Raw genomic sequence first — 12451 nt, forward strand, 5'->3', positions numbered from 1 at the left:
GTCCGGCCGGTCGTCATGTAGTCCGAATCGTGATCGACTTCCTTACAACTCTGGGCGTTCACCATGGGGCTCCTGTGCGCGCGGATAGGGAATCCGTGCGTCACGTTGCATGGGGGACGTCTTGCAAGTCTCGGAAGAACCCGAAGCGCCGAAGACCCTGGAGGTCGTCGAGGGCGCGGAGGAACCGGCTGTGACGGAGGCCGCTGAAGCCCCGCAGGAACCGCCCGCGCCGCCGCGGGTGCGTCGGCGCGGGCGTACGACGCTGCTGATCGCCGGTGCCGCCGTGCTCGGGGTCGTCGCCGGAACCTGTGCCGGATATCTCGTACAGGCCGACCGTGAGCCCACGCCGCTGCCTCCGCTGTCGCAGCCGGTGCTCGCGCAGGCGGGCGGCGAGGGGCCGGAGCCGCTGTCGGCCGCCCAGGACCGACAGGTGCGGACCGATGGCGATCTGCGCAAGCTGCTGCTGCGGAAGCCGGCCGGCACGAAGGTCCCCGAATGGCTGGAGTCCACTGACGGTTGGTTGGATTTCGCCGCCTATCTCGGCAACTTCGTCGACCCGGGCGACAGGTTCGACCGTATGGCCGAGGACGAGTTCCGCCGGGCGGCCGTCGTCGGCTGGGAGAGTGGCCGTGCGTTCAGCGTGCAGATCCGGCTCGTGCAGTTCCGGCAGGGGAACAGCACGGCGGCCGTCGACTCCGTCAGCGATCACCAGGGGTGGGCGGAGGACGGGGACGGCACCGACAGCTGGGGCATCCCCGGCACCGGGAACGACAGGGCGTACGTACACACCCGGCCGTACACCGAGCCCGGATACGAGCCGCAGTACTCGGCCGAGGCGCACGCCTGGCGCGGGGATGTCGCGATGGAGATCTGGATCTACGACAGCAAGCCGATCCCGAAGAAGACGATCATGGATCTGGCCGAGCGGCAGATGGAGCGGCTATGAGTGAGCGCGACGAGGTTCGCGACGAGATTCGCGTAGGCCCGGAGGCGCAGCCGGGTTCACTGCCCGGCGAACCTGTCCGGCGCGTGCGCTTCGCAGCCGTGGCCGGGTCCGTGGTGCTGGCCGGTGCGCTGGTCGCCGGGGTGGTCCACACGGTGGTGACCGTGCGGGCGGCCGACCGTGACGCCGGTGCTCCGACCTGGAAGTTCCCCGAGCGCGAGACCGAGAAGAAGGCGTCGGCCAGGCAGGGGCTCGCCGGCGTGCTCGTGCCGTACGGCAGTGGTGAAGGCACCGGCCTCACCGGCGGCGGTGACAAGGGCACCTGGATCCAGGGGCCGGACGTCGCGCCGTTCGGTTCCGACGTGGAGCTCGGCGGAGCCCAGGCCACGGCCCTGCGGAAGGAATCCCTGCGTGGGCTGCCTCGCGACCAGCGCAAGGAGCTGGAAGGAATGATCGACCAGCAGCGCATCAAGGGTATGGCGGCACGCAGCTACTTCAGCGACCGGACGTACGCCCATGTGCGCAATGTGTCCGTCTCCTCGGTGACCGTCGTGCTCGCCCGGATGGAGAACAGGTCGGCCGTCCGCCGCAGCTCCACGTTCCAGAACAGGTTCCTCGACGCCTCGGGACTCTTCCGTAAAGGCATGAAGATCGAGGGGCACGACGACGCCCGGTGCTTCCAGCGGCTCAAGGGTGAGGACGACGTGGCGCTCGACAGGATGCTCTGCTCCGCCTACGTGGGAGGCGTCCTGGTCACCGTCACGGCGTACGGTGCGCAGCCACTCGACACCAAGGGCATCACGACGTTGGTGCGCACCCAGCTCGACCGCATCACCGAGCCGGGGGAAGCCGTATGACCGAGCAGCCACGACTGATCGACGAAGCCGAACCGGACAGCGCCCTCGTCGGCGAGTCACCAAACAGCGCCGGACCGTCCGCCGCCACCGGCGAGGCACAGCCCGGTCCCGCGGCGCCCCCGGTGGCGAGGGGCCGGCGGGTCCTGCCCGCTCTCCTGCGCTGGACCGCCGCCCTCGCCGTCCTCGCCGCGGCCGGTACGGCGACGGCGTACGGGATCGCGGGCATGGAGCGTACGGACGTACCGGGACTGGCCACCGAGTCGGACGGGCGCTGGGACTTCCCGCAGCTCACCAAGCCGCCGCTGCCCGCAGGCAGCCCCGGGCCCTTCGCCAAGGACAACGCGGCAGGGACGCACCACGCCGATCTGCGCGCCCTCGTCCTGCCCGCGCCCGAGGGAGCGAAGGAGGACAAGACGCTGCGCGGCTCGGACGGCTGGCTGGCGACGAAGGACTACCTGGCGGAGTACGAACTGAAGGAGGACCGGGACGCCCTCGGGCAGCGGCTCGTCGATCTCGGCCTGCGGCACATCGCCGCTCGCGGCTGGACCACACCCGACGGCACCCGGACCCGCGTCTACCTGCTCAGATTCGGCACGGCGACCGTTGTGGAGGAGGGGATGGCACGCTACGCCGCCTCGTACTCCTCCCCGGTCTATCAGGTGCGGGGCGCCGGTGAGACCCGCTACGACAGTGGCTTCCCGGGCTCCTCCGAAATGGTGGACATCGCCCGCACCGCCTACGTGGAGGCGAAGCCGTACGGCGCCGAGCAGGTCCGCCAGGCCTACCTCGTGGCCGGGGACGTCTACGCGGTGATCCTCCAGTCCCGCAAGGGGACCGCCGAGGCCGTCCCCTTCCAGCAGACGGTCACCCTGCAGAGTCAGCTGCTCGGCTGAGGAGCTCTGAGGATGTCTGACGGACCTCCGCGGACCTCTGTGGACCTCGCCGTGAGGACCGGGCCCCACCCGACTAGAGTGGGGCCCGGCCCTTGCGTACTGCGTGTACCGACCTGTACCGCGTGTACTGCCCAACCGATCGTCCGAGGAGCACCCCGTGCTTGAGGCATTCTTCGAAGCCCTGCTGGTTCTGGTCGCCGTCGGCGTTCTCGCCTTCGCCGGTCTCACGGTCAAGAAGCTGTACCAGGGCCAGCGCTGACCCCCGCCACCAGGAATCGCAGGAATAGCAGGAATAGCAGCTCATGATCGAGATCCCGTCCGACCTCCACAAGGACCTTGTGCCGCTCGTCTTCCTGCTCGGTGAGTGGGCCGGCGCGGGGGTCTACGACTTCCCCGGTGACGAGAAGTGCAACTTCGGGCAGGAGGTCACCTTCACGCACGACGGACGTGACTTCCTGGAGTACCACTCCCACTCGTGGGTGCTGGACGCCGACGGCAACAAGGTCCGGCCCCTGGAGTCCGAGTCCGGCTACTGGCGGGTCGACGCCGACCGCAAGGTCGAGGTCGTCATGGTCCGCCAGGACGGTGTCGTCGAGGTCTGGTACGGCGAGCTGGCCGCCAAGAAGCCGCAGATCGACATCGTGACCGACGCCGTGGCGCGGACGGCGGCCTCGGGGCCGTACACCGGCGGCAAGCGGCTCTACGGGTACGTGCACAGCGACCTCATGTGGGTCGGCGAGAAGCAGACCCCGGACGTCGAGCTGCGCCCGTACATGTCGGCGCACCTGAAGAAGGTCGTCACCCCGGAGGACGTCGAACGCTGGGCGAAGGCCCTGCCGGACGACATGCCGGACGACGGGATCGCCTTCTTCAAGTAGGGCCGGCGAGCAGAGCCGGTGAGCAGACCCAGTGAGTGGACCCGGCAAGTGGTCCTAGACTCGTGGTGTGGTGAGCACCGACTGGAAAAGTGATCTGCGGCAGCGCGGTTACCGGCTGACCCCGCAACGCCAGCTTGTCCTCGAAGCCGTGGACACCCTGGAGCACGCGACCCCCGACGACATCCTCGTGGAAGTGAGGAAGACGGCGTCGGGGGTCAACATTTCCACGGTCTACCGAACCCTGGAGCTGCTGGAGGAGCTGGGGCTGGTCAGCCACGCCCACCTCGGGCACGGGGCGCCGACCTACCACCTCGCGGACCGGCACCACCACATCCATCTGGTCTGCCGCGACTGCGAGAACGTGATCGAGACGGATGTCGCCGTCGCCGCGGACTTCACCGCCAAGCTGCGCGAGGACTTCGGGTTCGAGACCGACATGAAGCACTTCGCGATCTTCGGCCGTTGCAAGGACTGCTCCCTCAAGGCTTCGGCCAAGGCTTCGGCGGCCAAGGTTTCAACTACCGAGTCGTAGGCTTGTCCCCATGAAGAGCCCTCTGCTGTTCCTGCCCGGCGCCGTCCCCGCCGAGGGGGTGGACGAAGGCGTCGCCGCCCACTACGGCGAGCTGTTCCGCGAACAGCGTGCCCTCGCCGAGGGCGTCGGATTCGTCGACCTCTCCCACCGCGGCGTGGTCACCGTCACCGGCGACGACCGGCTGACCTGGCTGCACCTGCTGCTCACCCAGCACGTCAGCGACCTGCCCGTGGGCCAGGCCACCGAGGCGCTGGTGCTGTCCGCGAACGGTCACATCGAGCACGCGCTGTACCTGGTCGACGACGGCACGACCACCTGGGCCCATGTGGAGCCAGGGACCCAGGAGGCGCTGATCGCCTACCTGGAGTCGATGAAGTTCTTCTACCGGGTCGAAGTCGCCGACCGGACGGACGAGTTCGCCGTCGTCCACCTCCCCGCGGGGGCCATCGCGGAGGTTCCCGAGGGTGTCGTCGTACGCGAGACGGCGTACGGGCGTGACCTCTTCCTTCCCCGTGGCGAGCTGGAGTCGTACGCCGAGAAGGCGGGGCCGGCGGCGGGGCTGCTGGCGTACGAGGCGCTGCGGGTCGAGCAGCACCGGCCGCGCGTCGGCTTCGAGACCGACCACCGGACCATCCCGCACGAGCTGGGCTGGATCGGCACGGCGGTGCATCTGCAGAAGGGCTGCTACCGGGGGCAGGAGACGGTCGCCCGCGTCCAGAACCTGGGCAAGCCGCCGCGTCGGCTCGTGTTCCTGCACCTGGACGGCAGCGAGGTCCACCTGCCGCCGCCCGGCACGGAACTCCGGCTCGCGGACGACGGGCCCGACGGGCGGAAGATCGGCGTCATCACGACGTCCGTACGGCATCACGAGCTGGGTCCGGTCGCGCTCGCGCTGGTGAAGCGGAACGTGGCGGTGGACGCGCGGCTGGTCGCCGACACGACGGCTGCCGCGCAGGAGGTCGTGGTCGAGCCGTAGCTCTCGGCTTCTGGGTTTCCGGGCTTCCTAGATCTCGACGAGGACCGTGAACGGGCCGTCGTTCGTCAGGGAGACCCGCATCTGGGCGCCGAAGCGGCCCGTGGCCACCGTCGCGCCCAGGGAACGGAGTTGGGCGACCACCTCGTCGACGAGCGGTTCGGCCACGTCGCCGGGGGCCGCCGCGTGCCAGGTGGGACGGCGGCCCTTGCGGGCGTCGCCGTACAGGGTGAACTGGCTGATGACGAGCAGCGGGGCGTCGATGTCGGAGCACGACCTCTCGTCCGCCAGCATGCGGATCGACCAGAGTTTGCGAGCCAGTTGGGCCGCCTTCTCCTTCGTGTCCTCGTGCGTGACCCCGACGAGGACGCACAGGCCCTCGCCCGCGATCTCCCCGGTCACCTCGCCGTCCACGACGACGCTCGCGCCGTCCACTCTCTGCACCACTGCACGCATGGGCCCATCATGCCGTGCCGCCATGAAGGCCATGGACGTCAAGTCGTGGCGACCGGACCGGTTCTGTGGGGCCATGAAGGGATTCTTTTTGATCTTTAAGCCCTTATCTGGGGCCGTTCGGGGGCACTCGGTCACATAGCGGCCACCGGGGGTGGCACGATGCTACCCATTCGCCTGTCGAGGGGACGGTAGAGGCACATGAGCACACCGAGTACCGGGCGGCCTCATACGGCCGCCCGACCGCCCGGGCAGCGCAACGTCGGTGCGGCTGCTCCGGATGCTCCGGTCACTTCGATCAGTTCGCTGCTGGCTCCCACGCCGCCCGAGCACGACCTCGGCGTGCTGCGACTGGCCGAGCTGCGCGTCCTGCGCCGGGAGGCCCAGCGCGACGAGGCCGACCTCAGTTACGTACGGCGGCTGCTGCAGGGGCGCATCGACATCCTGCGCGCGGAACTCGCGCGGCGCGCGCCCACGTCGGTGGTCGCGGTGGGGGAGGCGTCGGTCGTCGAGCGGCTGTCGGAGATCCTGACGGACGCGCCGGCGCGGCACCGGTCGTCGGCGCGACACGTGACGCTGGGGACGCCGCACAGCGAGTTGTACGGGCGGCTGGCGGCGGAGATGCTCGCCGAGGTCGAGCTGTCGGACCTGGACGCGCGGACGGACCTGGAGCTGACGGCGGCGATGGGCCGGCTGGTGGGGTACGAGCAGCAGGTCTCGCGGCGGCGGCAGGGTTTGCAGCGCACTGCGGACGACTGCAGCGGGGAGATCGCGCGCCGGTACCGCGAGGGCGAGGCCCAGGTGGAGGACCTGCTGCTCTGAGCACCGGCATCCCTCAGCCTGCCCGGTGTTTCCCACCCACCCGCCCTTGCCGTCTTTGCAGCCCAGGCGGTGTTTCCCACCCACCCGTTCACCGTCTGTGTCCAGCGCAGGCCCAGGCACACCCAGCCCGTCCGGCGTTTGAGGACGAGGCCCGTTCAGGGCCGATGCGGGGGTCTGGGGGCGCAGTCCCCAGGAACGGGATGGGACGGGTAGGGGCGGCGGGGGCGAGGAAAACCGCGCGACACCCCACCCACCCCCGCCCTAGCCTGGCCCCATGACCTCCCCCGCCGACGTCGGCATACGCACCGTCACCGAGGACGGCCTCCGGGAGTGGACCCGGGCCCTGAGCACCGGGTTCCTCCGGTCGCCCGAGGTCACGGACACGGAGCTGGAGGCACGCCGCGGGGGATTTCTGCCCGGGCGGATGCTCGGCGCGTACGACGGCGAACGATGCGTGGCGACCTTCCGCTCGTTCCCCCAGGAACTGAGCGTGGGCGGCGGCGCGACCGTCTCCGCCGACGCGATCTCGAACGTCACCGTCACGTCCACCCACCGCCGCCGAGGCATCCTCACCCGCATGATGGCCCAGGACCTCGCCGCCGCGAAGGAGCGCGGGGACGTCGTCGCCACGCTGATCGCCGCCGAGTACCGGATCTACGGGCGGTACGGCTTCGGGCCCGCCACCTGGGCCTCCGAATGGACGATCGACGTACCGCGCGCGGGCCTCGACCCCCGCTGGTCGGGCCCGGCGGACGGCGGCCGTATCGACCTCGTGGACGCGGCGGACGTACGGAAGCTGGGACCCGAGCTGCACACGCGGCTCGCGCGGCAGCAGCCGGGTGCCGTCAGCCGGGACGAGCGCTGGTGGCAGGTCAACACCGGTGTGGTGCGGTTCGGGGAGTCCTGGGACGAGCCCTTCTACGCCGTCCACCGTTCGGCGGACGGCGAGGTCGACGGGCTCGTCTCGTACGAGGCCGACGACAAATGGGACGCCAAGCAGCCGCAGGACACCGCCGACGTGAACTGGCTGATCGCCGCGACGCCGGCCGCCGAGCGCGCCCTGTGGCAGTACCTCTGCTCGATCGACTGGATCACCAAGGTCAAGACCGGCTGGCGCGCCCCGGACGATCTGCTCCCCTTCTTCCTGCCGGACCCGCGGGCGGCCAGGCTGACCACGCACGCGGACTGGCTGTGGGTGCGGATCCTGGACGTCGTACGGGCGCTGGAGGCACGTCCGTACGACGGGACGGGGTCGGGGGCGGTCGGCGGCAGTCGTGGGCTCGTCCTGGAGGTTGTCGACGCGGCTGGGTTCGCCGGGGGGCGGTACCGGCTAGAGGTGTCCGCGGAGGGTGTCGGCTTCTGCACGCCCGGGGTCCGTGACGCTGCCGAAATCACGCTGGATGTAAGGGAGTTGGCGGCGCTGTGGCTCGGTGACGAGTCGGCGGTGCGGCTGGCGGCGCTGGGCCGGGTGCGGGAGGAACGAGCGGGCGCCGCCCGGGTGGCCGACGCCCTGCTGCGTACGTCCAGGCGACCGTGGTGCCCGGACATCTTCTGATCCGATTCCTGATCCGATGCCGATCCGGCTCTGAACCGGCTCCGATCCGACCTCCTTTCCGGTCGTGGTGGCTGCCGAGCTCCAGGCTCCCCTCCGGAAGAGAGTTCGGTCGCCAACCTGTGGAAGGTTTGACCATGTTGGAGAAGTTGGTAGCCAACTTCTCCTTCCTTATCTCCACCTGAGGGCGTCTTATAACCACCTTCCCTTGAACTGCCCAAGGATGGCGGGAAGTTGTAGTGTTTGGTTGTGGAGTCCCATAGGTCACACCGAGACGTGGCCGACGCCCTGCGCAGCCGGATCAGGACCGGTGAGCTGCGGCCGGGCCAGCGCATGCCCACCCAGGCCAGGCTGGCCCAGGAGTTCGGTGTCGAGCGGGGTGCCGTCCGTGACGCGCTGCGCATCCTGTATGCCGAGCGGCTGCTGACCAACGTCAGCAAAGGCAGCCCGGCGACGGTCGCTCCCGATCCCGGACCGGTGCCGACCGGCCCCGTCGCCCCGCCGCTGCCCACCATCGGGGCCCTCGCGCCCCGTGTCGCGGCGGCCTTCGCGGCGCCGCACGTCGCCGTCGACGCCCTGTGTCTGACGTCCGTCGCGCTCACCCTCGCCATCGGGGAGCCGCTGCGCCAGATCCACGCCGGACGGCTGAATCCGGCCAGAATCGACGTCCGGGTGTTACTGCCGAGTCGTGACATCGACCTCGCGTTCCCGGCGCCGGTGGAGCTGGCGGACGGTTCCCCGGCCGGGGCCTCGGCCACCGGCCGGCTGCAACGCCGCTGGCTGACCCACCGCAACGCCCAGGGGCAGGTCCTGCGGCACAACCTGCTGGCCCTGCGCGGCACGCACGGTATCGACGTGCGCGTCTCCTTCCGGGCGCTGCCGTTCACGCCACCGGTGCAGCTGTATCTGCTCAACGGGGCGGAGGCGCTCTTCGCGTACTACACGCTGAAGAGAAGCGAGGCGGAGATCGACCACGAGCAGGTGGAGATGTACGACGCCGAGGGTGTCCGGTCGACGCTGTTCGCGTTCGAGCGGGGCGCCGGGCTGCGCGACTCGACGTTCGTGGAACAGTCGCATCTGTGGTTCGACGCACTGTGGGAGACGATCAGTTCGGAGCTGGTGCTCACGGACTGACACGTCTCCCACGGCTGATCGCGGCCGTCGTCGTCACAGGGCGGGCCCGGTGACGAGCAGGGCGAGCACGACCGCTCCGATGGAGCTGAGGGTCGCGTTCCTGGCCTTGATGCCGATGGTGAGCAGCAGCAGGCCGACGACGCCGGAGGTGCCGTACTGCCAGCTGACGAACTGCTGGATGCCGCTGATGAAGACGGCGGCGAGGAGAGCGATGGCGGGCATGGTGGTTCCTCCTTCAGGGCGGTGACCGGGGCGCTGTCCGGGGTGGATCCGAGGCCGATCCGGGGCGGTGTCGCAGGGTGGCAGAAAGGAGGCGAGGATTCCGCCAACTTCACCAAGTTGGTAACCAACTCTCTTTAGGTTGTCCCCACTTGGCCACTACTTCAAAACAACTTTCAAACAACTCCCCAAAGATGGATCGGAGTTGTAGCGTTTGGTCGTGACTCAGGAGAACGTGGCAGTGAACGGCAGCAGAAGACAGACGCCCCAGGAGATCGCCACCGCCCTGCGTGACCGCATCCGCACCGGCGAACTGCAGCCGGGCGACCGCCTGCCCACCCAGGCCGAGCTGGCCGAGGAGTTCGGCGTCGAGCGCGGTGCCGTCCGTGAGGCGCTGCGCATCCTGCACGCCGAGCAGCTGCTCACCAACGTCAGCAAGGGCAGTCCGCCGCGCGTCGCCGAGGCGGCCCCGCCCAGGGAAGGGCCCCAGCCGACGATGGTGGGGCTGGCGCCGCGTCTGACGGAGGCGTTCTCGGTCCCGCACGTCCGGATCGACGCGGCCTGTCTCACCGCGGAGAGCCTGATGCTGGCCGTCGGGGAGTCCGTCCGGCTGATCCACGAGGGCCGCATCCGGCCCGAGCGGATCGACGTACGCATCCTGCTCCCGTCCCGGGACATCGCGCTGGCCTTCCCGGTCCCTGTCGAGGGCCGCAGCGAGGACGACCCCGTCCACCAGCGCTGGCTGCTCCAGCGCAACGCCCAGGGGCACGTCCTCCAGCACAATCTGCGGGCCCTGCGCTCGTCGCACGGCATCGACGTACGGGTGACGTTCAGGGCGCTGCCGTTCACCCCGCCGGTGAAGCTGTACCTGCTCAACGGGACGGAGGCGCTGATCGCGTACTACATGATCGCCCGCCGTGAGGAGGCGGTGGAGAGCGGGGTGACGCTCGACATGTACGACACCCTGGGGACCGAGTCGCTCCTCTTCTCGTTCGAGAAGGGCGCCGGGGAACGGGACACGGCGTTCGTCGAGCAATCCCAGAAGTGGTTCGACGCCCTCTGGGAAACCATCACGACGGACCTGACACTCTCCTAGTGACCTCTGATACGACACAGACCGAACTGGCGACCGAACCGGCGGCCGAGGACGACTCCGTGATCGACTCCATGATCGACGAGCTGCGGGAACCGGTCGCCCGCGCACACGTCGTGCTCTGGGACTTCGACGGACCCATCTGCGCCCTGTTCGCGGGCCACTCGGCGCAACGCGTGGCGATCGACCTCGTCGAGTGGCTCGAAGGGCGCGGCCTGCACGGTCTGTTGACGGAGGCGGAGCGCGAGTCCCTGGATCCGCACGTCGTGCTGCGGGCCGTCGACCGCCGGCATCCGGGGAGCGACCTGGTGGACGAGCTGGAGAAACGTCTCACGCATGAGGAACTCCGGGCCACGGGCCTGGCGATGCCCACCCCGTACGCCGACCCGCTGATCCGCACCTGGACAGCGGTCGGTGCGCGGCTCGCGGTCGCCACGAACAACTCCCCGCTCGTGGTCCACCAGTATCTGGCGAGCCGTGGTCTGGCCTCGTGCTTCGCCCCGCACGTCTACGGCCGCACACGGGAGCTGAGCCATCTCAAGCCCCACCCGCACTGTCTCAACCGTGCGCTGAACGCTATGGGGGCGGCGCCGTCGTCCGCGCTCATGATCGGCGACACCCCCTCGGACTACGTCGCCGCGCAGGTGGCCGGTGTGCCGTTCCTCGGCTACGCGCGTAACGCGGACAAGGAGAAGCTGCTGCGGGACGCGGGTGCCGAGACGATCGTGGGCTCGCTGGAGCCCGTACTGAAGCTGCTGCGCGGTCAGGCCTGAGTCATCAGCAGGGTGAAGACCACCACCGCGCCGACGGCCAGGCCGGTGTGGCGTGCCCGGATGCCCACGCAGACCGTCGCCAGGAGCAGCAGGCCCAGCACCCCGAGTCTCGACTGGGCCAGCCGCCCCAGCAGGAACTCGCCCAGTGCCAAGGCCGCTTGGTACAGAACCATCCTCCCCACCCTCCCCTTCCACTTTGCGTGAAGCGTTCAACTCGCCGTCCAATTGGACCGGTTGATGAAGGTGGTCTGCCCGGTGCGGTAGATCCCTTAACCGGCTTGGTAGTTGATGGTTCAGTTGACTGAAATCTGTTTGCAAATGGACCGGAAGCGGTACGGTCGGAGTATGGGACACGAGGGAGGACAGCAGGCCGCCGACGGTGGCGGCCGGGAGTTCGACCGCGTCGCCGACGAACTGCGGCACCGTATGACGGGCGGGGTGTACCCGCTGGGCTCCCTGATGCCCGCGCAGCGCGACCTCGCGCAGGAGTTCGGGGTGTCCCGTGACACCGTGCAGCGTGTCCTGAGGGAACTGCGCAACGAGGGCTGGATCGAGTCCCGGCAGGGCAGCGGATCCCGGGTCGTCAAGGTCCAGCGCATCCAGTCCACGGCGCCCAAGGCCACCCGGTCGCGCCAGGCCGTGACCCTGGGGCCACTCATCAGCGAGGCGTTCGAACAGCCCGAAGTCACCCTGGACGTCTACACGTTGACGTCCGAGACCCTGGACGCGCACATCCGCCTCCAGGCGGAACGGATCAGGGCCCACGCCATAGTTCCGCAGCGCATCGCACTGCGGATGCTCCTGCCGTACGACACGGAGTCCCTGCCCTATCCGAGGGGAACCGACGCGAAGCACGACCCGCTCCTGCGCGACCGACTCCGCGACATCACCGGTCGGCACACCGATTCCCTGCGCGGAGTGCTGGCGGAGCTGACGGCCGAGGGGCTGGTCCCGGAGATCCGGCTGGAGGTCCGTTACGCACCGTTGACCCCCGCCTTCAAGCTCTATCTGATCAACGGTGTGGAAGCGCTGCACGGCATGTACGAGGTGATCCGGCGGCCGGTGGTGGTGGACAGGCGGAAGACGGTCGAGGCCCTCGACGTCCTGGGCCTGGGTGCCACGCTGACGCACCACGTACGGGACGGCGACCCGAACTCACCGGGTTCCACCTTCGTTGAGAGCATGCAGAACTGGTTCGACTCGGTCTGGCAACTCCTCTCCGAGGAGTCCCCGGCTGTGCGCTAGCATGCCCGAACCGTGTGAGCAACAGCTCGTGCGCATACGTATGGATGGCGAACAGGCCAACCTCGGCGACCTGACGCAGCAGAG

General features: G+C 69.3%; 15 protein-coding genes. 12 read left to right on the plus strand and 3 right to left on the minus strand.

What is annotated here, in order from left to right:
- Window positions 1–109 precede the first annotated feature (109 nt).
- The 6 genes from IEY89_RS00310 to ygfZ all read left to right on the plus strand — a co-directional run bounded on the left by IEY89_RS00310 (window position 110) and on the right by ygfZ (window position 5079).
- Window positions 110–946, plus strand: a complete 837-nt coding sequence (locus IEY89_RS00310) for a hypothetical protein (RefSeq protein ID WP_373287166.1) — start codon at window positions 110–112, stop codon at window positions 944–946.
- The gene (locus IEY89_RS00315; RefSeq protein ID WP_229694973.1) at window positions 943–1800 is read left to right on the plus strand and encodes a hypothetical protein; all 858 of its coding nucleotides are present in this window, start codon (window positions 943–945) and stop codon (window positions 1798–1800) included. Before IEY89_RS00310 ends, IEY89_RS00315 begins: the two co-directional genes overlap by 4 nt.
- Window positions 1797–2693: a hypothetical protein gene (locus tag IEY89_RS00320; RefSeq protein ID WP_189145158.1), complete on the plus strand. Its 897-nt coding sequence runs from the start codon at window positions 1797–1799 to the stop codon at window positions 2691–2693. Before IEY89_RS00315 ends, IEY89_RS00320 begins: the two co-directional genes overlap by 4 nt.
- Window positions 2694–2995: 302 nt before the next feature.
- Entirely contained in the window at window positions 2996–3571 is a 576-nt protein-coding gene (locus tag IEY89_RS00325) for a heme-binding beta-barrel domain-containing protein (protein ID WP_189145159.1), read from the plus strand.
- Window positions 3572–3638: 67 nt separating this feature from the next.
- Window positions 3639–4103 (plus strand): Fur family transcriptional regulator, encoded by a 465-nt coding sequence (locus IEY89_RS00330; RefSeq protein WP_189145160.1) that lies wholly within the window; start codon window positions 3639–3641, stop codon window positions 4101–4103.
- A gap of 10 nt (window positions 4104–4113) precedes the next feature.
- Complete coding sequence (gene ygfZ, locus IEY89_RS00335) at window positions 4114–5079, plus strand: CAF17-like 4Fe-4S cluster assembly/insertion protein YgfZ (protein WP_189145161.1); 966 nt, start codon at window positions 4114–4116, stop codon at window positions 5077–5079.
- 27 nt (window positions 5080–5106) lie between these two features.
- On the opposite strand, the gene dtd is transcribed toward ygfZ, so the two are convergent.
- On the minus strand, window positions 5107–5532 hold the full coding sequence (dtd, locus tag IEY89_RS00340) for a D-aminoacyl-tRNA deacylase (RefSeq protein ID WP_189145162.1): 426 nt from the start codon (window positions 5530–5532) through the stop codon (window positions 5107–5109).
- 198 nt (window positions 5533–5730) lie between these two features.
- Between dtd and IEY89_RS00345 the strand changes: the two genes are divergently transcribed.
- The 3 genes from IEY89_RS00345 (at window position 5731) to IEY89_RS00355 (ending at window position 9037) form a co-directional block, all read left to right on the plus strand.
- Entirely contained in the window at window positions 5731–6351 is a 621-nt protein-coding gene (locus tag IEY89_RS00345) for an RsiG family protein (RefSeq protein ID WP_189145163.1), read from the plus strand.
- A 274-nt stretch (window positions 6352–6625) separates the two neighbouring features.
- A complete protein-coding gene (locus IEY89_RS00350; protein WP_189145164.1) occupies window positions 6626–7906 on the plus strand; it encodes a GNAT family N-acetyltransferase in 1281 nt (426 codons plus the stop codon).
- A gap of 273 nt (window positions 7907–8179) precedes the next feature.
- A complete protein-coding gene (locus IEY89_RS00355) occupies window positions 8180–9037 on the plus strand; it encodes a winged helix-turn-helix domain-containing protein (protein WP_189145165.1) in 858 nt (285 codons plus the stop codon).
- Between the two features lie 33 nt (window positions 9038–9070).
- Here the strand turns inward: IEY89_RS00355 and IEY89_RS00360 are convergent, their stop codons facing one another.
- On the minus strand, window positions 9071–9259 hold the full coding sequence (locus IEY89_RS00360; RefSeq protein WP_189145166.1) for a hypothetical protein: 189 nt from the start codon (window positions 9257–9259) through the stop codon (window positions 9071–9073).
- A 211-nt stretch (window positions 9260–9470) separates the two neighbouring features.
- Here IEY89_RS00360 and IEY89_RS00365 point away from each other — a divergent pair, with 211 nt between their 5' ends.
- Together IEY89_RS00365 and IEY89_RS00370 are read left to right on the plus strand one after the other, a co-directional pair.
- Window positions 9471–10352 carry a winged helix-turn-helix domain-containing protein gene (locus IEY89_RS00365; protein ID WP_189145167.1) on the plus strand — a complete coding sequence of 294 codons (882 nt, stop codon included), beginning with the start codon at window positions 9471–9473 and terminating at the stop codon, window positions 10350–10352.
- Complete coding sequence (locus IEY89_RS00370) at window positions 10301–11122, plus strand: HAD family hydrolase (protein ID WP_373287167.1); 822 nt, start codon at window positions 10301–10303, stop codon at window positions 11120–11122. Before IEY89_RS00365 ends, IEY89_RS00370 begins: the two co-directional genes overlap by 52 nt.
- Here the strand turns inward: IEY89_RS00370 and IEY89_RS00375 are convergent.
- Window positions 11113–11295 (minus strand): hypothetical protein, encoded by a 183-nt coding sequence (locus IEY89_RS00375; RefSeq protein ID WP_189145168.1) that lies wholly within the window; start codon window positions 11293–11295, stop codon window positions 11113–11115. The genes IEY89_RS00370 and IEY89_RS00375 overlap by 10 nt on opposite strands.
- A 172-nt stretch (window positions 11296–11467) precedes the next feature.
- Here IEY89_RS00375 and IEY89_RS00380 point away from each other — a divergent pair, with 172 nt between their 5' ends.
- Window positions 11468–12367 (plus strand): winged helix-turn-helix domain-containing protein, encoded by a 900-nt coding sequence (locus IEY89_RS00380; protein WP_189145169.1) that lies wholly within the window; start codon window positions 11468–11470, stop codon window positions 12365–12367.
- Window positions 12368–12451: the final 84 nt, after the last annotated feature.

The sequence above is a fragment of the Streptomyces lacrimifluminis genome (assembly GCF_014646095.1).
Lineage (GTDB): Bacteria > Actinomycetota > Actinomycetes > Streptomycetales > Streptomycetaceae > Streptomyces > Streptomyces lacrimifluminis.